The following is a 24,120-nucleotide window of genomic DNA, read 5'->3' on the forward strand; positions in this document are numbered from 1 at the left end:
GGATTCGAGCCAGTTTTATTTTGTAATAGGATTTAGTAAGGAGAGAATCGATGTATTTTAATGATTACGAAGACTGGATTGAAGAAGAAGCGGAAGCCTTATTTCGCTTACATCAGGAACCGTTGACACGAGAAGCAACGTCGTATTCGCAATTCACGGCGTATGTAGAAGAGGCACTACTTGAACCGTTGTTACTGAAACTACGTTGGCTCGGAGAAGCGGAAGAAGAAGAGATTCTAGAACAAGCGGATCCGAGCGTGTGGGAGAATGCCATAGGCAATTCGGAAGCCTCCCTTCGTCGAGATGTATTACGACGAGTCGTCGAGCGAGACTTTACTGCGCATATTCTCGCGTACCTGACACCGATTCTTGAAGCTAGACAAACTGCCTATGAGGCGGAATTAGAGCAGCTTCAATTGGCGCATGCGGAACAAATGGAGGAAGTTCAACAACATGAGCAACAGATTGAACTCGGACCGCCACCTCAAAAGGTCAAAAAGTGGTGGTATCTCAAAGAAAAAGAAGTATCACGTTCCTATACAGAGGAAGAACGATCTGCATTGCAAGCTCAACAACAACAACTCGAGGACGAGTTAAAGCGACTCGAACAAAAAACACGTGAGACAGAAGCTGATCTCGAACGATTGGATTCACTTCACCGTCTATAACGTATGAAAAAATGGAGCATGCGACATGATGTAGCGTGCTCCATTTTGTATGAATACTATCTATTAAGCTTGTGTCGCGAGTTTCGCGAGGACTAGTTTTGCGACTGCTTCACTTGAAGCCGGGTTTTGTCCTGTGACGACATTGCCATCGATGACGGCGAATTCCTTACCTGCATCCGATGTCAGGAAAGTAGCTCCTTCACCGCGAAGTGTCGTCTCGAGCAAGAATGGTACTTTATCTTCGAGACCTGTTGATTTTTCCTCTTCATCCGTAAAGCCGTTGATTTGACGACCTGATACGAATGGTTTGCCATCGATCATGACGTGCGCAAAGGCAGCAGGACCGTGACAAACTGATGCGACGACGCCATCTTTTTTGATGACGGCTTCAATGGCACCCGCCACTTGTGGGTTATTCGGGAAGTCAACGACTGCACCGTGACCACCTGGGAAGTAGACTGCATCAAATGATGCTGGATCCACCTCAGAAAGTGCTTTCGTGTCGTGCAACGCACGGCGTGCATCTTGGAATTTCGGCAAGATTTCTTTAACGATCGATGCTTTATCGATCGGGACGTCGCCACCTTTGATCGACGTGACTGTCACGTCATGTCCTGCATCCTTGAACAGGTTGTATGGTGCTGCGAACTCTTCGAACCATAATCCTGTTTTGTGACCATTCATGTCATCTGCGCTTGTTGATACGATTAAAATACGAGCCATAATAAAACTCCTCCTCTGTATGAACGTTACAAAGAAGGAGTTTCCCGGAGAAATGAAGAGTTAAACCTCACCGGTGTTCGGTATAGTGATGAATCGGTAGTGAAGCAAGCGCCTGGTCGATTTGAGCTTGCGAGATCGACTCTTTCATCGCTTGGACGTTTGACTGAAGTTGTGACACGCTCGATGCACCAGGAAGGACGATGTCGACCTGTTGATCGATGGCTTGCAATGCAAGCGCTGGAAGCGGGAAATCTTGGAGTTTTTGTAGACTTGCCTCAAGCGTTTCCTTATCGAATTGTTCGAACCGATCAACCGACTGCAGGCGTGAAGCACTCTCATGTGTCAAGAGACCTTTTGCTAGTGGACCACGAGCGACGACTTGGATGTTTTTCTCTTTTAAGCGTGGTAACAACTCTTCGATGCGACGATCGAGCAACGAATAAGGCGTCATCAAGTAAGAGAAATTACTATGCTCGAGCCAATATTCGATGACATTCGGCCGCAGTGACGACAGACCATATTCCTTGATTTTCCCCTCTGCTTTTAAATCTTCCATTGCGCGGATTGATGCATCGATATCATCATCAATCGTGCCGCCGTGGACGTAATACAGGTCGAGATAAGGGGTTTCAAGACGATTCAAACTTTCAAGACAGGCTTGTTTCAGATAGTCATAACTCGGATCCCATGTCCAACCGGTTCCGGTCGCGTTCATCCGATTTCCACCTTTTGAGGCGAGAAACAATCGACTGCGATCCTCTTGTGAGAAGGTTTGACCGATGATGGATTCGACCGCTCCGTTCGCATAGACGTCCGCTGTATCGAAGTGCGTGATTCCAGCATCAAGTGCCGTCCGCAGGATTGCCGTTGCTTCTTCCTGGCCGCGCTTTAAGATCGTCATCGTACCTAATCCTAATGACATGTTCAATTCCCTCTTTTCTTAGATGAACTGTAAGTTTGGAACTTCTGCATTCTAGTGTATCATATCTGATGAAAAAGACGGTTTCGAAGTCTTGCGGCAATACGTCGGAAACGGCATACTAATCATGACAGTGAACGAAACTAGAATAGAAATGGGGCATACATGATGGAAGAAAAAACGATTGAACGTGAAGTGATTTATGAAGGAAAAGTCTTTGATGTCGAGAAACACGTCGTCACGTTACCGAACGGCAATACGTCCGTCCGTGAACTGGTCTATCATAATGGTGCCGTCGCGATCATTGCTTTTGATGAACAAGGTGACTTGATCGTCGTGGAACAGTACCGAAAAGCATTTGAAAGTCTATCGATCGAGATCCCAGCAGGAAAACTCGAGAAGGGTGAAAATCCACTTGATTGTGCCGGACGCGAATTAAAGGAAGAAACAGGATACGTCGCGAAAGAGTTACGACATGTCTTTGATTTTTATGGTGCGCCTGGTTTCTGTAGTGAGCGTGTACATATTTATGAAGCGATTGGTCTGACTGCTGGTGATCGTCAACTCGATGAAGATGAGTTCCTTGAGAATAAGACATTGAAGCTTGAAGAGGCGCTCGAACTCGTTGCAAACGGAACGATTGTTGATGCGAAGACGATCATGGCGATCCAGCATTGGCAGATCCGTACTTTAAAATGATTCTCATTTAAATGATTTTCAGTTGATAATCATTTTAATTTGAAAAAAGACTGATTATCAGCTATGATAATAGCATCAGTTCGAACAAAGGGGGCGTTATGATGGAAAGTCGTGTAGAACGCATCAAAAAACAGCTAAGCGGTAAAGGATATAAGCTGACTCCCCAACGTGAAGCGACTGTGCGTGTCCTGCTCGAACATGAGTCGGATCACCTCAGTGCCGAAAATGTCTTTCTCCTTGTAAAAGAAAAGAACTCCGACATCGGACTTGCGACGGTTTACCGGACGCTTGAATTATTGACGGAGCTTGAAGTCGTTGATAAAGTCAACTTCGGAGATGGCGTATCCCGATTTGATTTACGACAAGAGGGTGCGAGTCATTCGCATCACCATCTCGTCTGTATCGAATGCGGATCCGTCGAAGAGATTTTAGACGATATGCTGGAAGAAGTAGAGAAAGAAATCGTGTCCCGATTCCACTTTAAAATCAAGGATCACCGCCTGACATTCCATGGCGTCTGCCGTGTCTGCCAAGAGCGTCATGCTCGGGAAGCGTTGGAACAATCGCAAACACAAACAGTCTGACCGTCCGACGAAATTTCGGATGGTTTTTCTTTTTCAATTTTTATAGGTCAGACCTCTTCACAACGGTTTACACCTTTGATATGATGGGAAAGTAAGCGATTTCGTAAACGAAGAGGATGAGTTCAGTGCGTGAACAACTGGAAGCATTTATCAATTATTTAGTGATTGAACGGCAAATGTCCGCGAATACGGCAGCTGCGTATCGAAATGATTTAAATCAATACTTACAGACGCTTGAAACAGCGGAAGTTTCCTCGTTCGAACAGGTTCACCGACATCATATCGTCGACCATATTGAACGATTGCTTGAGGCACGAAAGTCACGATCGACGGTTCGCCGGGCGACGAGCTCAATCCGTTCGTTCCATCAATATTTGGTCGAAGAGAGACTTGCAACACATGATCCGTCTCGTCATCTTGATTTACCGAAACCGGAGAAAAAGTTGCCGGTCGTCTGGAGTCAAACGGACGTCGAACGCTTGCTTGATTCGGTCGTCGGGGTCGATCCGCTTACACGACGAGATGCAGCAATGCTTGAGCTTCTCTATGGAACAGGCATGCGCGTCAGCGAACTGCTCCAACTGAAGTTGAACGATTTGCAACTCGAACTCGGGTATCTGTCGTGTCTTGGGAAAGGGAACAAATCCCGGATCATCCCGATGAGTACGACATCGATTGAGAGCGTCAGGACATATCTTGACCTCGCGCGCAACAGTCTCGGTGGTCAACAGACGGACGACGTCTTCTTAAACAGTCGCGGTGATCGTTTATCACGGCAAGGATTTTGGAAGATGATTAAACGACGGGCAAAGGAAGCGGGTATCGAAAAAGAGATTACGCCGCACGTCCTGCGTCATTCGTTCGCGACCCATCTACTTGAAAATGGTGCCGATTTACGCGTCGTACAAGAGATGCTAGGACACGCTGATTTGTCGACGACACAAATGTATACACACGTCAACAAAGCACGACTCCACGACGTGTATAAGAAACATCATCCACGGGCATGATGGTTCTATCTTTTAAAGGTCTGACTTCAGACAAATAATGCGTTTTGTCTAGTCTCTTTCCGGGAAAAATCGTAACGGGAATCGCACAACTACAGCTCGTATATAGGAGGAACAGCAAATGGCTCAATCATTTAAACGTGTATTTTTGGTCGTCATGGACTCCGTAGGAATCGGAGAAGCACCGGACGCTGAACAGTTCGGAGATCTTGGTTCACATACGCTCGGTCATATCGCGCGTGAACGCAACGGACTCAATATGCCGAATATGGCAAAACTCGGTCTCTCGCATATCGAACCGATCGAAGGTGTCTCAGTTGAAGAAGCACCGCTTGCGGCATACGGAAAAATGCAGGAAGTATCTGCAGGGAAAGATACGATGACAGGGCACTGGGAGATCATGGGTCTGCGGATCGATACACCATTCCGTGTCTTTGAAAAGTTCCCGGATGATTTGATTCATCGCTTAGAAGAGTTCTCAGGACGGAAGATCATCGGGAACAAACCGGCTTCTGGTACGGAAATCCTCGACGAACTTGGACAAGAGCATGTCGAGACGGGGGCGTTGATCGTCTATACGTCAGCAGACTCCGTCCTTCAGATCGCAGCACACGAAGAAGTCGTGCCGTTAGAAGAGTTGTACCGGATTTGTGAATATGCACGCGACATCACGCGGGATGACCCGTACATGCTCGGTCGCATCATCGCACGTCCATTCCTTGGTGAAGCAGGGGCGTGGGTCCGGACAGCGAACCGCCACGACTATGCACTCAAACCATTCGACCGGACGGTCATGAATGAACTCGAGACAGCAGGACTTGATGTCATCTCTCTCGGTAAGATTGCTGATATCTACGACGGCGAGGGCGTCACGGATGCGATCCGTACGAAGTCGAACATGGACGGAATGGATCAACTCGTGACGCAACTCGATCGTGATTTCAACGGACTTTGCTTCTTGAACCTCGTCGATTTCGATGCGTTGTTCGGACACCGTCGTGATCCACAAGGTTATGGACAAGCGCTCGAAGAGTTCGATGCACGTCTTCCGGAAGTGTTTGATCGCTTAAAAGAAGACGATCTCTTGATCATCACGGCTGACCACGGAAACGATCCGGTTCATGCTGGGACAGACCACACACGGGAATACGTGCCGTTGCTTGCTTACCATAAAAATGGTGTCGCAAAACCGCTCGGTATCCGTGAGACGTTCGCTGATCTTGGAGCGACGGTCGCAGAAAACTTCGGCGTCAAAATGCCGGCACATGGAACAAGCTTTTTAACAGAACTTTAATTCGAGGGAGCGATTCAGATGACAGTCAACTGGAATGAAACACGTTCGTTTTTAGAAAGCAAGATGCAGGCAAAACCGGAGATCGGATTGATTCTCGGTTCAGGACTTGGTGTCCTCGCGGATGAGATCGAAAACCCGATCGCGATTCCATACCATGAAATCCCGAACTTCCCGGTATCAACGGTCGAAGGACACGCGGGACAACTCGTCTTCGGTACTCTTGAAGGGAAACAAGTCGTTGCGATGCAAGGACGATTCCACTTCTACGAAGGATATTCGATGGATATGGTCACGTTCCCAGTCCGCGTCATGAAAGCGATCGGCGTCGAGACATTGATCGTCACGAACGCAGCTGGCGCTTGTAACGAAGCGTTCGAACCAGGTGATTTGATGTTGATCACGGATCACATCAACTTCTTCGGTACGAACCCACTGATCGGGAAGAACGTCGACGAGATGGGACCACGTTTCCCCGATATGTCGAAGCCGTATGATGCAGAATTACTTCGTCTTGCGCAAGAAACAGCGGACGAACTCGGAATTCGTGTCCGTCAAGGTGTCTACTTCGGAAACACTGGTCCAACGTATGAGACGCCAGCAGAAGTCAAGATGGCACGGATGCTCGGTGGCGACGTCGTCGGTATGTCGACGGTTCCTGAAGTCATCGTTGCCCGTCATTCCGATATGCGAGTCCTTGGGATCTCATGTGTCTCGAACATGGCAGCAGGTATTCTCGATCAACCGTTACATCATGATGAAGTCATCGAAACGACAGAACGTGTCCGGGCACACTTCCTATCACTCGTTCGCGGTTCGATCAAAAAAATGTAACGACTATTTATAAAACTCACAAACCACTCCTGAGGAGGAACTAGATTATGCGTATGGTAGATTTGATTGCAACAAAACGAGACGGTGGCGAACTCGCAACAGCTGATATTCAAGCAATGGTAGAAGGATTCACGAATGGTGAGATTCCAGATTACCAAATGTCAGCGATGTCGATGGCGATTTTCTATCAAGGAATGTCAGATCGTGAAATCGCTGATTTGACGATGGCGATGGTCAACTCGGGCGACGTGATCGACCTTTCACGTATCCACGGGAAAAAAGTCGATAAACACTCGACAGGCGGTGTTGGTGACAAGATCAGTCTGATCGTCGCACCACTCGTTGCGTCAATCGGCATTCCGGTTGCGAAGATGAGCGGTCGTGGACTCGGTCATACAGGTGGAACTATCGACAAACTCGAAGCGTTCCCTGGTTTTGACGTCGAGCTTTCAGAAGAAGCGTTCGTCTCACAAGTCAACGACATTAAGATGGCAATCATCGGTCAAACGGGTAACCTAACGCCTGCAGACAAAAAACTCTACGCCCTTCGTGACGTCACGGCGACGGTCAACTCGATCCCATTGATCGCAAGTTCGATCATGTCGAAAAAGATCGCAGCAGGAGCGGACAGCATCGTACTCGACGTTAAGACGGGTTCTGGTGCCTTCATGAAATCGTTCGAAGATGCAAAAGCACTTGCGACAGAGATGGTTTCGATCGGTAAGAGTGTCAACCGTAAGACGGTTGCTGTCATTACAGACATGGATCAGCCGCTCGGCTTTGAAATCGGTAACGCAAACGAAGTCAAGGAAGCGATCGAAGTCCTTCAAGGAAAAGATGTCCGTGACTTAAAAGTCATCGCCTTGACAATCGCTTCACACATGGCAGTCCTCGGTGAGTTCTACCCGACGTTCGATGAAGCATATGCGGATCTCGAAACACGTCTCGGTAACGGAGCAGCACTTGACGTCTTCAAGAAGTTCATCGCAGCTCAAGGTGGCGACGCTTCACTCGTTGACGACATGACAAAAGCACTTGAAACGAAATACGAAAAAACATTCGTTGCTTCAAAAGCGGGTTACGTCTCTGAAATCATCGCTGACGAAGTCGGTGTTGCAGCGATGATCCTCGGTGCAGGACGCGCGACGAAAGCAGATGAGATCGATCACGCAGCAAGCGTTACGCTGCACAAAAAAGTCGGCGATCGTGTTGAAGTCGGCGATGTCATCGCAACGCTTCGTTCAAACAAAGAAACGCTCGACCAAGCAATCGAAAAAATGGATCACGCATACCATATCAGTGAAACGAAACCGGAAGCACGTCCGCTCGTTCACGCTGTCATCCAGTAATCCATCCGATAAGCAATATCTGAGTAGTGGACTTCGTCCGCTACTCTTTTTTTATGATAAAATCAAAAGTGTAAAAATATGGATATATGCAGAGGAGCGATCGTGTGAAACGTTGGTTCATAGTAGTTGCCAGTTTAGTTGGAGTTATCGGAGGCGGCGCATTGATGATGACGTACGCTTTTACAAAGGACATGGAGTCAGATGGAACGAAAGAGGCTGAAGTACAACAAAAAGCAAAGACATACTTAGAAAAGCACCTTCCGGAAGCAAAGATGACCGGTAGTATTTACGACAATATGGGAAATTATTCGTTTGAGTATGCAGCGCGAGCAGTCGATGAAAAAACGAATACTGAGTTTTTCGTCTATCAACAGAAGGAGTCTGGAAAGTTCGTCGATACGTATCATGCGGCACTTTGGGAAGATCGGTTAGAGCAACGGATTCCGTCGCCGACTCTCGAAAAACTGAAGGATCAATTGAGCGTGACCGTACTTTATGACAACGATAAAATTCAGCGACTTGGTAAGGTCCGTTTTGATTCAAATGCTTATTTACGTGCGGAAATCGCTCCGACGCTCTTGGTGGACGTGCCTCGCAAACGACATGAACAGGATAGAGCACAGATCAAAGAGTGGGCAAAGTCGTTACGTGAGCAAGGAATTCTTCAACACATGACGGTCAAGATTGATTATGTCTCGAAAAAAGGTGAGTTATTGGAGGACGGAAATTCGTTGTTCGTAACGTTATAAAGTGGACCAAAAAAATTAGAGTACGCGGTTCCCATTCAATTTGTTATACTGGAAATACTTGTAATGAATAAGGGGGAACTTTCGTGAAACCACCACGCTTACAAAAAGGGGATAAGATTGCCATCGTCTCGCCGGCGTCTGCTGTCGCAGCATACGTACCGCGTCGTCTTGCCCGCGGTATCGCAACACTTGAAAAAATGGGGTTCGAGGTCGTCTTGATGCCGAACGCAACGGCTGTTCATAGTCATACGGCAGGAACGATCGGCGAACGGCTGCAAGACTTACATATGGCGTTCGCTGATCCATCGATCAAAGCGATCATCTCGACGATCGGTGGGTTTAACTCGCACCAGTTGCTCGACGAACTCGATTATGAATTGATTCGGAACAATCCGAAAATCTTTGTAGGCTACAGTGATATCACAGCACTGTTTGCTGGCATCTACCAGCAGACAGGACTGACGACGTTCGTCGGACCCGCACTACTGACGCAGTTTGGTCAATTCGATGGTCTTGATCCGTATACGGAAGAGTCGTTCAACCGTACGTTCATGCAGACGGAGCCGATCGGTCGGATCGAAGCGTCTGAAGAGTGGACGGACGAGATTTTACGCTGGGATGTTGCGGACGACCGAAGACGGGAACATCTTCCGAACGCGGGATATACGATCGTTAAGACAGGCGTTGCAGAAGGACCGATTCTGACGGGGAACACGGGAACACTTTTACTGCTTGCCGGAACACCATACTTGCCATCATTTGATGGTGTCGTCTTGATGCTCGAGGATGACGAAAGTGAGACACCGGAAACGATTGACCGCTATTTCACGCAATTACGACACATGGGTGCGTATGACAAGATTGCGGCACTCGTCGTCGGGCGTTTCCCGCGCAAAGTCGATTTTGATCCGGAATTTGCGCTGAAAGACATCATTCTGCGTGCGACGCGGGGCTATGATTTCCCAATCATTCTTGATGCGGACTTCGGACATACGGATCCTGTTGCGACACTGGCGAATGGAATTCAGATTCGTGTCGAAGCAACGGATTCGGTCACACTCGATATATTAGAGGCAGCTGTCGAGTAAAAAGGTCTGCACGACGCCCTGAAATTTGGTACACTGTACCATGGAATCACGATCTCGAATCGTGACGAATCTCCTGCTGAAAAGCACGAAAGGTTGGTCAAACATGCAAAAAACTGGTCATATCTTATTAGAAGATGGAAATAAAATCGAATTCGAATTGTTCAACGATGAAGCACCGATCACGACTGAAAACTTCGAAAACCTTGCAAACTCGAACTTCTACGATGGATTGAACTTCCACCGTGTCATCCCGGGCTTCGTCTCACAAGGCGGATGTCCAATCGGAAACGGTACAGGCGGTTCAGGAAAAACGATTCCTTGCGAAACGTCAACATCATACCCACACAAACACAAAGCAGGTTCACTCTCGATGGCACACGCTGGTCGTAACACAGGATCAAGCCAGTTCTTCATCGTACACGAGCCACAACCGCACCTCGACGGCGTACACACGGTCTTCGGACAAGTGACTTCGGGTCTCGAACATGCACAAAAAATGAAGCAAGGCGCTGGCATCAAAGAAATCCGCGTCGAAGCGTAAGTTCTTGCTCCTCTTCGAACGTTCGAAGAGGAGTTTTTCTTTTTTTAGATCCGGGTACAATCAGTAAGGGAACTCAACTCGAAAAGGAGTGTTTGTCATGCGTTTAGAAGGAAAACGAATCATCCAAGTCGTCAGCAATGACTTCGAGGATTTAGAATTATGGTATCCTGTCCATCGCTTACGTGAAGAAGGGGCAATCGTCGATATCGTCGGAGAGAAGGCGGATGAGACGTACATTGGGAAGTATGGTGTCCCGATTAAATCAAATAAGACGTTCGATGAGATCAACCCGTCGGAATATGATGCGATTCTTGTTCCGGGTGGTTGGTCACCCGATTTGTTACGTCGCTTTGACTCCGTTCTGAATATGGTGCGTCATTTTGACCAGAACAAGCAACCGATCGGTCAAATCTGCCACGCTGGTTGGGTGCTGATCTCTGCAGGCATCTTAAAAGGTGTCAACGTCACGAGTACGCCAGGAATCAAGGATGATATGACGAATGCAGGTGCGATTTGGCACGATGAAGCAGTCGTCGTCGACGGGCATATCGTCTCGAGTCGTCGTCCGCCCGATCTACCAGACTACATGCGTGCCTTCATCCAAGTGATGGAAGAACAAGCATGACTCAGATGCAGGGGACGTCACGAGACGGACTCCTGCATTTTTAGTGGATTATGAAAAAAATGCAGTAATTCGGTGTGAGAAGGTGTAGAATGAATGAGTCTCAGTCGTTCATGCTCCTGAGAGTTGTTGAAATTAGGAAGGTGTAGAATCACATGCTAGTAAAATATAAGAAGTTGAATGAACGGACCGCGATGGGGCTGATCGCCTTTTCGTGCGAAGTGAAGGATCCGAAGTATTTGCTTGAAACGGTTCAAGCCTATGAACAGGAAGAAGACCAACGCTTGTATTTGTACAAACAAGATGAGGATTTCGTTGGTGTCATCGGGTTTCAATTAATGGATGGCCATGCTGAATTGAAACATATCGCCTTATCGCCGTCATTCCGGGGAGAACGGATGTCGTATCTCTTACTGGATGAAGCAACTAAGCTTCTTCGAACGGATATTACGGGTGCGACCGAAGAGACGCAACGCCTTGTCGACAAATGGAAAAATCAATAAAAAGACCGGTCCATGGCTTAAATGGACCGGTCTCTTCGGTTTTGTAGCGCTTCTTGTCGTGCCGTGACGACGTCCGTACGATCGCGCAAACGGTGTTTATGCGTCACATAATCGAGATCAGGTGCTGTCGCTTCAAGTGCGACGGTTCGGATGACGTCCGAGAAGACAGGTAACGGGATGTGTCGATAGACCGGATCTGTGAAGTGATCGCGATGATCGAGTAGGCGTGAGACATCGATACCAGACGTGATAAGCGCTGCTCGGTGGCGTTCGATCTTATCGAATGCCTTACTGTACGTCCGTTGTGCACCGGATTGGTTATTGCGACGATGATGATAGCGGGCGACGGCCAGCTGGATCAGACCGACAAGCGCCTCGTCCTGACGTTGTCCTTCTTGCCAGACTTCCTCTAAAATTTCATGGCACTCGAAGTAATCGTGCCGGATGTTGAATTCAAATACGAATCGTTCAATCGGATTCATGGAATCACCTCTTCCTTTGAATATAACATAGTCGAACCCACCAGTTGTATGGTATACTAAGGCGCAAAAAACGTTGATGGGCAGGGAGAATCATGGAATCATACAGTGTAAAGATGGATGCGTTTGAAGGCCCGCTGGACTTGCTGTTACACTTGGTTGGTAAATTAGAAATCGATATTTATGATATATCCGTTTCCATGGTGACGGATCAATATGTGTCCTATATCCGTGCGATGCAGCATCTTGAACTAGATGTTGCTAGTGAATATCTTGTCATGGCAGCGACGCTGTTGCAACTGAAAAGCAAACAACTCTTGCCGATCGAACAGACGGAATACGATGAGATTCCTGATTTCGAGGAAGAACCGACACGAGAAGGTCTGATTCAACAGTTGATCGAGTATAAAGCATATAAGGAAGCGGCACTCGTCCTGAAAGAAAAGGAAGAGGCACGCCTTGAGCTGTTCTCGAAACAACCAGAGGATTTGATGCGTTATCTCGACACGGATGCACAAGAGTATAATGGTACGTTATCTCTGAGTGATTTATTACGTGCCTATGAAAAAATGCGCCAACGTGAAGCTTGGAAGGTACGTCGTTCGAAGACGGTCAAACGAGAAGAACGTTCACTCGAGCAACAGATGGAGTCCGTTGCCCGGTACGTCGCGACCCGGGAGCGTACGACATTCTTCGGCTTTTTTGCGGAGCAACCGACGGTCGAAGAACTAGTCGTCAGTTTCCTCGCTGTTCTTGAGCTTGTCAAGCAACGGGTCATTGATTGTGAACAGATGACCGATGATATCCTATTGCGGAGCATGGTGAAGGAGGAGAGTCAGATTGGCGTATGAACAAATCATTGAGAGCCTGTTATTCGTCGTCGGAGACGATGGGATCGATCCACGTGGTCTCAGTCAAGCGCTAGAGATCAGTGAAGCGGCAGCACGTGAACAGTTGCTGGCTCTTCAAACGACATTCGAAGCAGAGCAGCGTGTGCTCCAAATCGTGGAGTCGGGTGGTGTCTTTAAAATGGTGACACGAAAAGAAATGTCGCCGTATATTCAGGCATATGCCGGTTCGCTCGCAGAAGATTCCTTGTCTCGAGCAGCAATGGAGACACTCGTCATCATCGCATACAAACAACCTGTCACACGTGCTGACATCGAAGTCGTTCGTGGTGTGAAGACGGAGCGTGTCATCCATACGTTAAGTGCAAAAGGTTTAATTGAAGAGGCGGGACGCGCCAAAGGCGTCGGTCGCGCAAAATTGTATAAAACGACGGATCATTTCCTGGACCATTTTGGTCTAAACAGTATTGAAGAGTTACCGCCACTCGAGTTCGAAGAAACGTTCGAATCGGATGGAGATCTCTTCTTCCGGAATGATCCTTCATTAGAGGAGAGAGTGAATTAATGGAACGGTTACAAAAAATCATCGCACAAGCAGGTGTCGCTTCGCGGCGTAAAGCAGAGGAATTGATCACAGCAGGTCGCGTCAAGGTCAATGGAAAAGTCATCACGGAGCTTGGAACGAAAGTCGGAGCACGTGCAGAAGTCGAAGTAGACGGCGTTAAGCTTGAGCGTGAAGAGCACGTCTATTACATGCTCTATAAACCAACAGGTGTCGTCTCGACGGTTGAAGACGATAAAGGACGTAAGACGGTCGTTGATCTCGTACCACCCGGACACCGTGTCTTCCCAGTCGGTCGACTCGACTATAATACGAGCGGTCTTCTTTTAATGACGAACGACGGTGAATTCTCGAACCTGTTGCTTCATCCGAAATATAAGGTACCGAAGCGCTACATCGTCAAAATCAAAGGTGTGCCAGAATACTTCCACGTCAAAGGTCTTGAAAAAGGTGTCGTCTTACCGGATGGTTTCAAGACAGGTAAAGCACGTGTCGAGATGCGAGATATCGATAAGAAGAAAAATACGGCGATTCTTGAAATGGTCATCTACGAAGGGCATAACCGCCAAGTCCGTCAAATGGTCGAGACACTCGGTTCGGAAGTCTTGAAGTTGAAACGTGAACAGTTCGGTTTCTTGACACTGGCAGGTCTTACTTCTGGCGAGTGGCGTGAACTTTCAAAAAAGAAGTCAATCAATTGCGTGAGCTAGCGGATCCAGCCGCTCCACCTACGAAAAGACGTAAGAACACAAAAAAACGTTAATTTGTAAAGCGAGAAGCTCATCCTCCGGGTTGAGTTTTCTTTTTTTGTGACAAAACGATTAACGAATTTCACATTTTGTCAACGGTAAAGCGATTTCAAGTACAATATGGGTGGAGGCGGTAAAATATGAAAAAAACGAAACAAAATCCGGAAGAACGCTTAGCAGCGGCCCAGCAAAAAAAGAAAAAACGCTCCTTCTGGCGTCTAATGATCATGACGATCGTTTTGTTCGCCGGAGCAGTCGTCATCATGCAATTCGTCGATCAAGCGACACGTGATAAAAACGGTCGTGTCATGGCAGGCGATGATGCCCCTGGTTTCGCACTCGTTGATCTATATGGTGAGAAACAGCACTCGATGGACGAGTATAAAGGAAAAGGACTTTTACTCAATTTCTGGGGAACATTCTGTGAACCATGTAAGAAAGAGATGCCATTGATCAATGACAACTATCAGATGATGCAAGACCAGGGCGTCAATTTCGTAGCGGTCAATGTCGGTGAAACACCAGTTCGTGTCTCAAGCTTCATCAAGGATATTGGCGGAACGGACTATCCGATTCTCATGGATACGAACAGTTCGGTCGAGAAGGCTTACGGGATCTACAACTTACCTGTGACGTTCATCATCAATAAAAAGGGTGAAGTCGTCGAGAAGTATGAAGGTGAGATTGATCAAGCGAAGCTCGAAGAGATGGTGAAGAAGGCGAACGAGTAACGCATCGAAGGGGGATTTAAGGATGCAGGAGCAAGAAGATTTCAAACAACTGGATATGCGTTACGAGGAAGCGGAGCTTCGATCGAAACGTAAAAATCCATCTTGGATTGACCGAGCATGGACGTTCTTCTCGTCCGTCAAGGTCGGGTTATGGTTGATTGCCTTGATCATCATCGCGAGCGGGGTCGGAACGATCTTCCCGCAGGAGATGTATATTCCACAGGCAACACCACCAGAAGAGTTTTATCAAAAGGAATACGGCACGGCTGGTGACATCTACTATACGTTAGGATTCCATAATCTGTTTGAATCATGGTGGTATATCGGATTGATCACGCTTTTATTACTCTCGATCATCATCGTATCGATTGACCGATTCTTCCCGCTCTACCGAGCACTGAAGAAACAACCGGTCATCCAGTCGGACCGTTTCATGAACGGTCAGCGATTTGGCGCGGAAGCGACTGGCGATGTCAAAAAAATCGATGCGATCGCACCGTTGCTTGAGAAAAAAGGCTATAAAATCCGTCGACAAGACGGGGCACTTTTAGCTGAAAAGCAACGTTTCGGACGATGGGGTCCATACATCAATCACATCGGACTCGTCTTATTCTTCGGTGGTGCGATGCTTCGAGTCGTACCAGGCATGCACGAAGATGAATTGCTTTGGCTCCGTGAAGGAGAGACATTGCCGATCGAGGCGACGGATAACCAGTACTACTTGAAAAATGAAGCGTTCAACATCGAATTCTATGATCCTGAGAAGGTCGATGCGAAGTTCAAGAAATCACTTGAAGCAGCAGGCGGAAACGTACCGAAGAACTATGATACGAAGATGACGCTGTACAAGAAAGTCGGCGAAACATCCGATTTCAAACCGGAGCTTGAAGAAATCAAGTCAGGTGAGACGGCAGTCAACCGCCCATTCGAATTCGATGATTATCAAGTCTTCCAGGAACAGTACGCGGCAGATCCGGAATTCAAGACGATGTCGTTTAATATCGTCAACCAGAAGACGGACAAAGTCGTCGATACGATCAAGGTCGACTTGCGTGATCCGAAAGAAACATATGCTTTAAAAGATGGATATGAAGTCGAACTGAAGGACTTCCTTCCGGACTTCGTCGTCAAAGATGGTCAGCCAACGACGAACTCGGGACGTCCAGTCAATCCAGCCTTCGTCTTCAGCATCAAGTCACCGGAACATCCGAAAGGTGAACGGAGTTTGATTGGGATCAAACTTAATGTTGGTGGAGATGAGAACCAGTACAAGATGGCATTCGCCGGTACGGAGCTCTCGAACATCTCGGGTGTCCGGATTAAAAAAGATCTGACGCTACCGTTCCTGTTTGCAGGTGGTATCATCTTCATGGCAGGTCTATTGATCGGGATGTATTGGCCGCACCGTCGTCTCTGGCTCAAAGAGAAGAACGGTCGAATCCAGATTGCTGGATTTACGAACAAAAATGCATTGGGGCTCCAAAAGGAAGCCAATCTCGCGTTGACGGAAGTCGGTCTGCCAGAACTTGAGGATCGACAAAAGTTGCGGGAAGAGGGGGAAGCTAAATGAATTTGCTTCAGTTGAGCAGTAACCTGCTCCTTACATCATTCATCGTCTACCTCGTCAGTACAGGATTCTTCGCTGTAGCGACGAGTGGTAAAAAAGGACCGACGCGTTCTGGTAAAATCGCCTTTACGCTTGCGATCATCGGTTTCCTCGCGCAGCTCGGATATTTCTTCACGCGCTGGGCTGGAGCTGGGCACGTTCCAGTTTCGAACTTATATGAATACACGACATTCTTCGGCATGATGATGGTGCTTGGTTTCTTGATCGTTTATGCCATCTACAAAAACAATGTCCTCGGTTTGGTTGCGATGCCAGTTGCATTGCTCGTCATCGCTTATGCGTCGATGTTTCCGGATGAAGTCCAACCGTTGATCCCAGCACTACAAAGTGTTTGGCTCAAAATCCACGTCACGACGGCAGCGCTCGGCGAAGGGATTCTTGCCGTCAGCTTCGCGACCGGATTATTGTATCTGATTCACGCGACGGATTTCAGCAAGGAATCGAAAACACGGACGTGGCTCGAAGTCGTCATGTTCTCGCTCGCATGTGTCGTCGGTTACATCTTAGTTGGGCTGTTGTTCAAAGCAACAGGTTCTGCGTCGACGATCGAATACGTGGCGAAAAACGGTGCAACGATGACGCATGACTATGCGATGCCAGTCTTGACAGGTCCTGAAGGCGGGAAAGTCTTATCGGGTTCAGGTGCCGTCATTGAATTACCGAATTTCTTGAATGCGAACAAAGTCAACACGGTCTTATGGTCGATCATCGGCGGCGTCGTCTTATACGTCTTGCTTCGCTTCGTCATTCTTCGCAAGCGTCTTGCTGAGAGCTTGAAGCCGATCGCGCGTAAGATCGATCTTGAGACAGCAGATGAGATCAGCTATCGTTCTGTTGCGATTGGTCTTCCGATCTTCATCCTTGGCGGTCTGATCTTCGCGATGATCTGGGCGCAAATGGCATGGAGCCGTTACTGGGGCTGGGATCCGAAAGAGGTATGGGCACTCATTACGATGCTCTTCTACGTCTTTTATCTCCATATGCGCATCCAGCGTGGTTGGATTGGTAAAAAATCAGCTTGGTTATGTGTTGGCGGATTTGCTGTCATCATGTTCAACCTCGTCTTCGTTAACCTTGTCGTAGCAGGATTACACTCTTACGCATAAGAAAAAAACAAGCAGCGGATCCGGAAACGGTCCGCTGCTTTTTCGTATTCGTCCGATCGAAGTGTGCCTTTTCGGAGAAATCAGCCAGAGCAAGCCATTCTTTTCGTTTCATAGTATACTAAAAGAGTAGTAGGATAGAGGAGTAGAGTTTAGTTCATAGGAGGAGACAGCATGTCAGAAGAAGCACGTATTTTAGTCGTCGACGATGAAGAACGGATTCGTCGCCTGTTGAAGATGTATCTGGAGCGGGAAAATTTCACGATCGAGGAAGCAGACAATGGAGAAACGGCGCTTGAAATGGCGCTTGAGACAGAATACGATGTCATTCTCCTCGACTTGATGATGCCAAAGATGGACGGGATGCAAGTCTGTGAAGAACTGCGGAAAACGAAAGCGACGCCAATCGTCATGTTGACGGCAAAAGGCGAAGAGACGAACCGCGTCCATGGGTTTGAGATGGGGGCAGATGATTATATTGTCAAACCATTCAGCCCACGCGAAGTCGTCTTGCGTGTCAAAGCGATCCTTCGTCGGGCAAGTGCGACGAAATTCCTCCACACGGATGCGAAAACAAAAGATGTCATCGTCTTCCCACACTTGACGATCGACAATGATGCCCACCGCGTGACGGTTGAATCACAAGAAGTCAATTTAACACCAAAAGAATACGAACTTCTGTATTTCTTAGCAAAACAAACGGATAAGGTATTCTCGCGGGAACAACTACTCAAGGAAGTCTGGAACTATGAATTCTTCGGGGATCTGCGGACGGTCGATACACACGTCAAACGTCTGCGTGAAAAGCTGAATCGTTTGTCTCCGAACGCCGCTCAAATGATCACGACGGTCTGGGGTGTCGGATACAAGTTCGAGAATAGTCCGACCTGACGATGAAATGGTTGCAAAGCGTTGTCATCAAACTATGGGGAACGATTCTGTTACTCGTTTCGGTCGTCTTGATCGCCTTGACGATCTTGTTACTTGAATTTTTCAACTCGTTCCATATCGAACAGGAGCGGGGACACCTCGCGAAACTCGGTCAACAAGTCGAGACCGTCTTTCAGGCGCATTCCGGCATCGAGGAAGGGTCGAGTACTGCTGTTGAAATCACGGATATTTACGGCGCGACACTGATCGCAAAGACGCAGGACGATTCCGTCGAAGCGAACATCTCACAAGCGAAGGCGAACCGGATCATCAAGGAACTCGAACGTCAGAACTGGAAAGCAATTGACGGTGAAGAAGGCGAGACGGCGATCGGCAACTATGAGACCTTCGATGGAAAGGCGGCACTCGCGTATCGGGCACCGCTCATTACGGACAGTGGCAACGGAACAATCTACTTGATCGAGCAGTTGACGAACATCGAACAGGCGAATGAGGGAGCACGTCAGATCATCCAACTCTGTGTCCTGTTAGCGATCATTGGAACGACCGTCTTTGCTTTCTTCCTCTCGACACGAATCACAGCACCACTGCGGACGATTCGTCAAGCTGTCGTTGAGGCCGGTGAAGGAAAGTTTGATCAGAGCCTGACGCAACGTTCGCGTGATGAGATCGGTGACTTAGCGCTTGCGTTCAATGAAATGAGTAGTCAACTCAATCAATATGTCACGGATCTCGATAAGGAACGGCACTTGCTTTCCTCGATTCTGCGCTGTATGGCAGATGGCGTGCTGACGTTCTCGAAATCAGGCGAACTCCTCGCGACGAATCCACCGGCAGAGGCATTCCTCGCAGGTTCTCCGGTACCAGACGAACTGATCGAACTGTTCCAGACGGTCATGCAGGAAGAGACGGAGATGACCGTGTCCTTCGAACGAGAGGGACGTTTCTACATCATCATCGTCAGTCCGTTACTCGAACAAGAAGAACAGATTGGAGTGGTCGCCGTCCTGCGTGATATGACGGAAGCGCAACAACTCGAAAAGATGCGCGCCGACTTCGTCGCGAACGTCAGTCATGAACTGCGGACGCCACTCGTCATGCTGCAAGGATATTCGGAAGCAATCGTCGACGGGATGACCGAAAGTGATGAGGCGACGAAAGAATTCGCCTCAATCATTTATGATGAATCGCAACGTCTGTCCCGTCTTGTCAATGATCTACTCGATCTCGCACGGATGGAAGCGGGGTATCAGGAATTACGGATCGAAGCCGTCGAAGCCGTTTCCTTCGCACAACGAGTTATCAAGAAGTTCAAACAGATGGGTCGCGATAAGCAGGTCACGTTCTCAGTTTCCGGTCCGAACATCATATTTGATGCCGATCCGGATCAGATGGAACAAGTGTTGACGAATCTCCTCGGTAACGCCTTGCGCTACACGGAGAACGGCGAAATCAAGATTAAGATTGATGAAGATAGGGAAAACATTACATTATCCGTCATTGATTCGGGTGACGGAATCCCAGAAGAAGATCTACCGTTCGTCTTTGACCGCTTTTATAAAGCGGATAAAGCGCGGACACGTGGCAAGACAGGTACAGGAATCGGTCTTGCAATCGTGGCGAATGTCGTCCGAGCTCATGGTGGTGAAGTCGAAGTCGACAGCCGCTTGGGTGAGGGAGCGACCTTCCGGATCCGATTACCGAAAAAACAAGGGAAGCGAACATTATGAGTCGCTTCCTTTCGCTATAGGAGTGAATGAAAAATGAAAATTTACACGAAGTCTGGTGACGAAGGAGAAACATCCCTCGTTGGTGGGAGAGTCAAAAAAAATGATCGTTTGATTAGCTTGATGGGAGAACTCGACGAATTGAATAGTTTCGTTGGACTTGCCCGGACGAAAGCATCATCAATCGAGGTGCGGGAACAACTGACAGTGATCCAGCACGCCTTATTCGATTGTGGTAGTGACTTGATGTATGTCGAACCGCGCCCGTCACGCTTGAGTCAAGAAGCGACGGTTGATTTAGAAAGTTGGATCGACACGTTAACGGAGTTATCACCGCCACTCGATAAATTCATCTTGCCCGGTGGAACGGAAGCAGCTGCAACATTACACGTGGCACGGACGGTCTGTCGTCGTGTTGAACGTTCGATGATCGATGTCCCTCAAGCCGCTCATTTGTTACCGTTCATCAACCGACTCAGTGACTTCTTCTTTACAGCAGCCCGTTACGAGAATGCCGTCAAACAAAAAGCAGATATTGAATATGTCCGCAGTGCGCATGTATTCAAACGAAAGGATGGAGAGCAATGAGTCAGTCATTTAGCACATGGAAAAAGGAAGGAACGAGCTTTCATCTCGTTCCGACTGATAAATTCAAGACGACGACGATTCTCGTTACATTTTCAGCACCGTTAGAAGCGAAGACGCTGACAAGCCGTGCAATCCTACCGTACATCATGGAAAAATCGACAGCCGCTTATCCGTCGATGAAAGCATTACGTGAACCGCTTGAAACATTATATGATGCGGGACTTTATGCGGACGCGTCGAAGTTCGGAGAAGAGCACGTCATCTCGTTCCAACTCGATGTCGTCCGGGGAGAACTCGTTCATCATCCGTCGTTGTTAAAAGAAGCACTCGAATTGCTCGAACAAATGGTGCTGTATCCAGATTTGACGGAAGGTGGTTTCCGTGAACAGTTCGTCAAACAAGAAAAACGACTGCATGCCTTACGGATTAGTTCACTATATGATGATAAAATGCGCTACGCCCAGCAACGTCTCCTTGAACTAATGGCACCAGGTGAAGCCGTCGCGTTGCCATCGCTTGGAACACTCGAAGAACTCGAACAGATCACCCCGTCATCCTTGCGTGATACATACCGTTCGATGATCGAAGACGATCGGATTGATGTCTTCGTCGTCGGACATGTGACGAAGGAGGAGATGGAAGATGCGTTGTCCTTCTTGCCATCGCATTCTGAAAAGATCAGCCATTACATTCCGGCCCAAAAACCAGTCAATGGCGTGAAACGGTCGAGTGAAACGCAACCGATCAAACAAGGCAAATTGCATCTCGGTTACCGGGTAGCGGTCGATCCGACATCTGCTGACTCGATTCGGATGCAAATCGTCAATGGTCTATTCGGTGGCTTCCCCCATTCAAAACTGTTCATGAATGTCCGTGAAAAAGAGAGCCTCGCGTATTATGCGGCCTCACGTTACGCGGCACTGAACAGTGCACTCTATGTTTATGCAGGGGTCGACACAAAAGAAGCGGAACGTGCCGAGAAGATCATCTTGGAACAACTCGTTGATTTGAAAGCAGGACAGTTCACGGATGAAGAATTGACACAGACGAAGGCGATGCTGATCAATGCGCGTCGTCAAATCCTTGATCAGCCGGGTCAATTGATCGGCTGGTTGAATGGTTCGAAGATGCGTGGACTGACACTTGAAGATGAAATTCATATCATTGAGACGGCGACACGTGAAGACGTCGTTCGATTAGCAGCGGCAATCGATCTTGATGCCGTATATCTATTGCGAGGTGAAGCATGATGGAACAACTGACCTATCACGATACAGACGAAACGGTATACCATGAGCAGCTTGATAACGGGCTCTCCGTCTACCTACTGCAAAAAAAGGGATACGAAAAGACGTATGCGACGTTTACGACACGTTATGGTTCGATTGATCAACGATTCAAAAAAGGAGAGGAATGGATCACGGTACCGGACGGCATCGCCCATTTCCTTGAGCATAAGATGTTCGAATCCGAAAAAGGTGATGTCTTCCAAGAGTTTGGTCGTCTTGGTGCCTCAGCGAACGCCTTTACCTCGTTCTCGCGGACGGCGTATTTGTTCTCAGCGACGTCATTAATCGAACAAAATCTCGAGACGTTGATTGATTTCGTACAAGATCCTTACTTCACGCCGGAAAGCGTTGAAAAAGAGAAGGGGATCATCACGCAGGAAATCCAGATGTATCAAGATAATCCGGGATGGCGCTTGTTCTTCGGTCTGATTGAATCGATGTATGCGACGCATCCAGTCCGGATCGATATCGCGGGAACTCCGGAATCGATCAATCAAATCACAGCCGATGACCTGTACACGTGCTACCGTACGTTCTATCATCCATCGAACATGGTGTTGTTCGTCGTCGGAAACATTGATCCGGAAGAGACACTGGCATTGATCAAGGCGAATCAGGCGAAGAAAGACTATACGGATCGTCCGGCAATCGAGCGGGATTATGGTCAAGAACCGCATGGCGTACATCGTCCGCGTTTTGAACTCGAGCTCGACGTCAAGACACCTAAGGTATTAATCGGTTATAAGGACGAATCGCTTCGCAGCGAGGCACAAGTCCGTCGTGAATTAACGAGTGAACTCCTGTTACACCTCTTGTTCGATCAAACATCATCGACGTATTTGGAACTGTATGAAGACGGTTTGATTGACGATACGTTCAGCTTTGATTACTCAAGTGAGGAAGAGTTCGCATTCGCGACGTTCGGGATGGAGACAGAAGATCCAGATAAGTTCATCCAAGCGTATGAGACACTTCTGCAAACGCGTCCTGACTTTACGGAAGATGAAGTCACGCGCAAGCGGAACATGATGCAAGGGAAGTTCCTCCGTGCCTTGAATTCACCAGAATTCATCGCGAACCAGTTCTCGCGTCACGCACTTGCCGGTACGAACTTGTTCACGCTTCCGACGTTGATTGCTTCGATTACGAAAGAAGAGATTGAAGCCCGTTTCGACGAGTTGTTCGCCATTGAAAACCGGGCGATCTCAATCGTCAAACCGTACGCGTGATGAGAATTCTCATTACCGGTGCGAGTGGTGCCATTGGTCTTGCGGCAGCAAAACAACTCGCTGCCGCCGGACATGAATTGGTGCTTCAGACGTATCGACAGCACGCTGTTTTGGAACGGATGATAGAGGAGTGGCAAGGAGAGCATCACATCCTGACTGCGAATTTAGCGGATGAGGAGGACTTGCAGGCATTTTGTGCGGCATTACCTGTCGTTGATGCCTTCGTCCATTGTGCCGGAACGAGTTATAGCGGTTTGTTGCTCGATCAATCGGCAACATCAATGCACGAACTTTGGAAAATCCACGTCGAGGCGTTGATGCGCATCAGCCAAACCGTGACACGGACGAAACCGTTTACGTCGAAGCTTGCGATCGTCGTCATCAGTAGTGTATTAGGGGAACAAGGTGTCGCGGGTGAGGTTGTCTATTCGACGTGCAAGGCGGCACAGCTCGGATTCGTCAAAGCATACAGCAAGGAACTTGGACCGATGTACGGACGTATCAATGCGATCACACCGGGATGGATTGACACACCGATGAACGCGATTTTCTCGGAAGATGAAAAGGAACAAGCAATCGCTGAAATTCCTGCTGGTCGATTCGGGAAAGTAGAAGAAGTGGCTTCTGCCATCTGTTACTTAGTGCAACCCGAGTCAAGTTATGTGTCGGGAGCCATCCTGAAAATAGATGGTGCGTGGATGTAAGCATTGGAATTTCAGT

26 protein-coding genes and 1 pseudogene are annotated in these 24,120 nt (G+C 48.1%); 24 read left to right on the forward strand and 3 right to left on the reverse strand.

All coding sequences use genetic code 11. From position 1 onward, the window contains the following. The first annotated feature begins 50 nt into the window (after window positions 1–50). Window positions 51–668, forward strand: coding sequence for a hypothetical protein (locus P401_RS0103115; RefSeq protein WP_029341176.1), 618 nt, complete (start codon window positions 51–53; stop codon window positions 666–668). Window positions 669–731: 63 nt separating this feature from the next. Here the strand turns inward: P401_RS0103115 and P401_RS0103120 are convergent, their stop codons facing one another. Together P401_RS0103120 and P401_RS0103125 are read right to left on the reverse strand one after the other, a co-directional pair. Next, window positions 732–1,391: a type 1 glutamine amidotransferase domain-containing protein gene (locus tag P401_RS0103120; protein WP_023467672.1), complete on the reverse strand. Its 660-nt coding sequence runs from the start codon at window positions 1,389–1,391 to the stop codon at window positions 732–734. A 67-nt stretch (window positions 1,392–1,458) separates the two neighbouring features. Continuing rightward, window positions 1,459–2,313, reverse strand: a complete 855-nt coding sequence (locus P401_RS0103125; RefSeq protein ID WP_029341177.1) for an aldo/keto reductase — start codon at window positions 2,311–2,313, stop codon at window positions 1,459–1,461. 165 nt (window positions 2,314–2,478) lie between these two features. On the opposite strand from P401_RS0103125, the gene P401_RS0103130 reads away from it, so the two are divergent. From P401_RS0103130 to P401_RS0103180, 11 genes are all read left to right on the forward strand, one after another. Next, window positions 2,479–3,009, forward strand: a complete 531-nt coding sequence (locus tag P401_RS0103130; protein ID WP_034785931.1) for an NUDIX domain-containing protein — start codon at window positions 2,479–2,481, stop codon at window positions 3,007–3,009. A gap of 101 nt (window positions 3,010–3,110) precedes the next feature. Next, the gene (fur, locus tag P401_RS0103135; protein ID WP_023467675.1) at window positions 3,111–3,593 is read left to right on the forward strand and encodes a ferric iron uptake transcriptional regulator; all 483 of its coding nucleotides are present in this window, start codon (window positions 3,111–3,113) and stop codon (window positions 3,591–3,593) included. 125 nt (window positions 3,594–3,718) lie between these two features. Beyond that, on the forward strand, window positions 3,719–4,603 hold the full coding sequence (gene xerD / locus P401_RS0103140) for a site-specific tyrosine recombinase XerD (protein WP_029341179.1): 885 nt from the start codon (window positions 3,719–3,721) through the stop codon (window positions 4,601–4,603). Window positions 4,604–4,721: 118 nt separating this feature from the next. Next, window positions 4,722–5,894: a phosphopentomutase gene (gene deoB / locus P401_RS0103145; RefSeq protein ID WP_029341180.1), complete on the forward strand. Its 1,173-nt coding sequence runs from the start codon at window positions 4,722–4,724 to the stop codon at window positions 5,892–5,894. 18 nt (window positions 5,895–5,912) lie between these two features. Next, window positions 5,913–6,725, forward strand: coding sequence for a purine-nucleoside phosphorylase (locus tag P401_RS0103150; protein ID WP_029341181.1), 813 nt, complete (start codon window positions 5,913–5,915; stop codon window positions 6,723–6,725). Between the two features lie 47 nt (window positions 6,726–6,772). After that, window positions 6,773–8,074 (forward strand): pyrimidine-nucleoside phosphorylase, encoded by a 1,302-nt coding sequence (locus P401_RS0103155; protein ID WP_029341182.1) that lies wholly within the window; start codon window positions 6,773–6,775, stop codon window positions 8,072–8,074. 104 nt (window positions 8,075–8,178) lie between these two features. Further along, window positions 8,179–8,823, forward strand: coding sequence for a hypothetical protein (locus P401_RS0103160; protein WP_152548167.1), 645 nt, complete (start codon window positions 8,179–8,181; stop codon window positions 8,821–8,823). An 83-nt stretch (window positions 8,824–8,906) separates the two neighbouring features. Further along, window positions 8,907–9,911 carry a S66 family peptidase gene (locus P401_RS0103165; protein ID WP_029341184.1) on the forward strand — a complete coding sequence of 335 codons (1,005 nt, stop codon included), beginning with the start codon at window positions 8,907–8,909 and terminating at the stop codon, window positions 9,909–9,911. Window positions 9,912–10,014: 103 nt separating this feature from the next. Next, the gene (locus P401_RS0103170; protein WP_023467682.1) at window positions 10,015–10,452 is read left to right on the forward strand and encodes a peptidylprolyl isomerase; all 438 of its coding nucleotides are present in this window, start codon (window positions 10,015–10,017) and stop codon (window positions 10,450–10,452) included. Window positions 10,453–10,549: 97 nt separating this feature from the next. Then, window positions 10,550–11,077, forward strand: a complete 528-nt coding sequence (locus P401_RS0103175) for a type 1 glutamine amidotransferase domain-containing protein (RefSeq protein WP_029341185.1) — start codon at window positions 10,550–10,552, stop codon at window positions 11,075–11,077. 152 nt (window positions 11,078–11,229) lie between these two features. Next, window positions 11,230–11,577, forward strand: coding sequence for a GNAT family N-acetyltransferase (locus tag P401_RS0103180; RefSeq protein ID WP_029341186.1), 348 nt, complete (start codon window positions 11,230–11,232; stop codon window positions 11,575–11,577). Between the two features lie 17 nt (window positions 11,578–11,594). Here P401_RS0103180 and P401_RS0103185 read toward each other — a convergent pair whose 3' ends face one another. Continuing rightward, window positions 11,595–12,059 carry a DUF309 domain-containing protein gene (locus tag P401_RS0103185; RefSeq protein ID WP_029341187.1) on the reverse strand — a complete coding sequence of 155 codons (465 nt, stop codon included), beginning with the start codon at window positions 12,057–12,059 and terminating at the stop codon, window positions 11,595–11,597. Between the two features lie 92 nt (window positions 12,060–12,151). On the opposite strand from P401_RS0103185, the gene P401_RS0103190 reads away from it, so the two are divergent. From P401_RS0103190 to ymfI, 12 genes and pseudogenes are all read left to right on the forward strand, one after another. Then, window positions 12,152–12,907, forward strand: a complete 756-nt coding sequence (locus tag P401_RS0103190; protein ID WP_023467686.1) for a segregation/condensation protein A — start codon at window positions 12,152–12,154, stop codon at window positions 12,905–12,907. After that, a complete protein-coding gene (gene scpB, locus P401_RS0103195; protein WP_023467687.1) occupies window positions 12,897–13,469 on the forward strand; it encodes an SMC-Scp complex subunit ScpB in 573 nt (190 codons plus the stop codon). The genes P401_RS0103190 and scpB overlap by 11 nt, the downstream gene beginning before the upstream one ends. After that, window positions 13,469–14,229, forward strand: a pseudogene (locus P401_RS17480) (pseudouridine synthase). Before scpB ends, P401_RS17480 begins: the two are co-directional and overlap by 1 nt. 126 nt (window positions 14,230–14,355) lie before the next feature. Beyond that, a complete protein-coding gene (gene resA / locus P401_RS0103205) occupies window positions 14,356–14,946 on the forward strand; it encodes a thiol-disulfide oxidoreductase ResA (RefSeq protein ID WP_023467689.1) in 591 nt (196 codons plus the stop codon). A 22-nt stretch (window positions 14,947–14,968) separates the two neighbouring features. Next, a complete protein-coding gene (gene resB / locus P401_RS0103210) occupies window positions 14,969–16,516 on the forward strand; it encodes a cytochrome c biogenesis protein ResB (RefSeq protein WP_029341188.1) in 1,548 nt (515 codons plus the stop codon). Then, entirely contained in the window at window positions 16,513–17,679 is a 1,167-nt protein-coding gene (gene ccsB, locus P401_RS0103215; RefSeq protein WP_029341189.1) for a c-type cytochrome biogenesis protein CcsB, read from the forward strand. The genes resB and ccsB overlap by 4 nt, the downstream gene beginning before the upstream one ends. A gap of 171 nt (window positions 17,680–17,850) precedes the next feature. Beyond that, window positions 17,851–18,567, forward strand: coding sequence for a response regulator transcription factor (locus P401_RS0103220; protein ID WP_023467692.1), 717 nt, complete (start codon window positions 17,851–17,853; stop codon window positions 18,565–18,567). A gap of 2 nt (window positions 18,568–18,569) precedes the next feature. Further along, window positions 18,570–20,297: an ATP-binding protein gene (locus P401_RS0103225; RefSeq protein WP_029341190.1), complete on the forward strand. Its 1,728-nt coding sequence runs from the start codon at window positions 18,570–18,572 to the stop codon at window positions 20,295–20,297. Between the two features lie 33 nt (window positions 20,298–20,330). Continuing rightward, window positions 20,331–20,882, forward strand: a complete 552-nt coding sequence (locus tag P401_RS0103230; RefSeq protein WP_029341191.1) for a cob(I)yrinic acid a,c-diamide adenosyltransferase — start codon at window positions 20,331–20,333, stop codon at window positions 20,880–20,882. After that, complete coding sequence (yfmF, locus tag P401_RS0103235) at window positions 20,879–22,132, forward strand: EF-P 5-aminopentanol modification-associated protein YfmF (protein WP_029341192.1); 1,254 nt, start codon at window positions 20,879–20,881, stop codon at window positions 22,130–22,132. Before P401_RS0103230 ends, yfmF begins: the two co-directional genes overlap by 4 nt. Further along, a complete protein-coding gene (yfmH, locus tag P401_RS0103240; protein WP_231925706.1) occupies window positions 22,129–23,400 on the forward strand; it encodes an EF-P 5-aminopentanol modification-associated protein YfmH in 1,272 nt (423 codons plus the stop codon). Before yfmF ends, yfmH begins: the two co-directional genes overlap by 4 nt. Then, window positions 23,400–24,104 carry an elongation factor P 5-aminopentanone reductase gene (gene ymfI, locus P401_RS0103245; RefSeq protein WP_029341194.1) on the forward strand — a complete coding sequence of 235 codons (705 nt, stop codon included), beginning with the start codon at window positions 23,400–23,402 and terminating at the stop codon, window positions 24,102–24,104. The genes yfmH and ymfI overlap by 1 nt, the downstream gene beginning before the upstream one ends. Window positions 24,105–24,120: the final 16 nt, after the last annotated feature.

Origin of the sequence: Exiguobacterium acetylicum DSM 20416, assembly GCF_000702605.1 — a bacterium.
GTDB classification, from domain to species: Bacteria; Bacillota; Bacilli; order Exiguobacteriales; family Exiguobacteriaceae; genus Exiguobacterium_A; species Exiguobacterium_A acetylicum.

Excerpts from the sequence above, each read along its gene's own strand:
- P401_RS0103115 (WP_029341176.1), top strand. The coding sequence starts at position 51 with ATGTATTTTAATGATTACGAAGACTGGATTGAAGAAGAAGCGGAAGCC.
- P401_RS0103120 (WP_023467672.1), bottom strand. The coding sequence starts at position 1,391 with ATGGCTCGTATTTTAATCGTATCAACAAGCGCAGATGACATGAATGGT.
- P401_RS0103125 (WP_029341177.1), bottom strand. The coding sequence starts at position 2,313 with ATGTCATTAGGATTAGGTACGATGACGATCTTAAAGCGCGGCCAGGAA.
- P401_RS0103130 (WP_034785931.1), top strand. The coding sequence starts at position 2,479 with ATGGAAGAAAAAACGATTGAACGTGAAGTGATTTATGAAGGAAAAGTC.
- fur (WP_023467675.1), top strand. The coding sequence starts at position 3,111 with ATGGAAAGTCGTGTAGAACGCATCAAAAAACAGCTAAGCGGTAAAGGA.
- deoB (WP_029341180.1), top strand. The coding sequence starts at position 4,722 with ATGGCTCAATCATTTAAACGTGTATTTTTGGTCGTCATGGACTCCGTA.
- P401_RS0103150 (WP_029341181.1), top strand. The coding sequence starts at position 5,913 with ATGACAGTCAACTGGAATGAAACACGTTCGTTTTTAGAAAGCAAGATG.
- P401_RS0103155 (WP_029341182.1), top strand. The coding sequence starts at position 6,773 with ATGCGTATGGTAGATTTGATTGCAACAAAACGAGACGGTGGCGAACTC.
- P401_RS0103170 (WP_023467682.1), top strand. The coding sequence starts at position 10,015 with ATGCAAAAAACTGGTCATATCTTATTAGAAGATGGAAATAAAATCGAA.
- P401_RS0103175 (WP_029341185.1), top strand. The coding sequence starts at position 10,550 with ATGCGTTTAGAAGGAAAACGAATCATCCAAGTCGTCAGCAATGACTTC.
- P401_RS0103180 (WP_029341186.1), top strand. The coding sequence starts at position 11,230 with ATGCTAGTAAAATATAAGAAGTTGAATGAACGGACCGCGATGGGGCTG.
- P401_RS0103185 (WP_029341187.1), bottom strand. The coding sequence starts at position 12,059 with ATGAATCCGATTGAACGATTCGTATTTGAATTCAACATCCGGCACGAT.
- P401_RS0103190 (WP_023467686.1), top strand. The coding sequence starts at position 12,152 with ATGGAATCATACAGTGTAAAGATGGATGCGTTTGAAGGCCCGCTGGAC.
- resA (WP_023467689.1), top strand. The coding sequence starts at position 14,356 with ATGAAAAAAACGAAACAAAATCCGGAAGAACGCTTAGCAGCGGCCCAG.
- resB (WP_029341188.1), top strand. The coding sequence starts at position 14,969 with ATGCAGGAGCAAGAAGATTTCAAACAACTGGATATGCGTTACGAGGAA.
- ccsB (WP_029341189.1), top strand. The coding sequence starts at position 16,513 with ATGAATTTGCTTCAGTTGAGCAGTAACCTGCTCCTTACATCATTCATC.
- P401_RS0103220 (WP_023467692.1), top strand. The coding sequence starts at position 17,851 with ATGTCAGAAGAAGCACGTATTTTAGTCGTCGACGATGAAGAACGGATT.
- P401_RS0103225 (WP_029341190.1), top strand. The coding sequence starts at position 18,570 with ATGAAATGGTTGCAAAGCGTTGTCATCAAACTATGGGGAACGATTCTG.
- P401_RS0103230 (WP_029341191.1), top strand. The coding sequence starts at position 20,331 with ATGAAAATTTACACGAAGTCTGGTGACGAAGGAGAAACATCCCTCGTT.
- yfmF (WP_029341192.1), top strand. The coding sequence starts at position 20,879 with ATGAGTCAGTCATTTAGCACATGGAAAAAGGAAGGAACGAGCTTTCAT.
- yfmH (WP_231925706.1), top strand. The coding sequence starts at position 22,129 with ATGATGGAACAACTGACCTATCACGATACAGACGAAACGGTATACCAT.
- ymfI (WP_029341194.1), top strand. The coding sequence starts at position 23,400 with ATGAGAATTCTCATTACCGGTGCGAGTGGTGCCATTGGTCTTGCGGCA.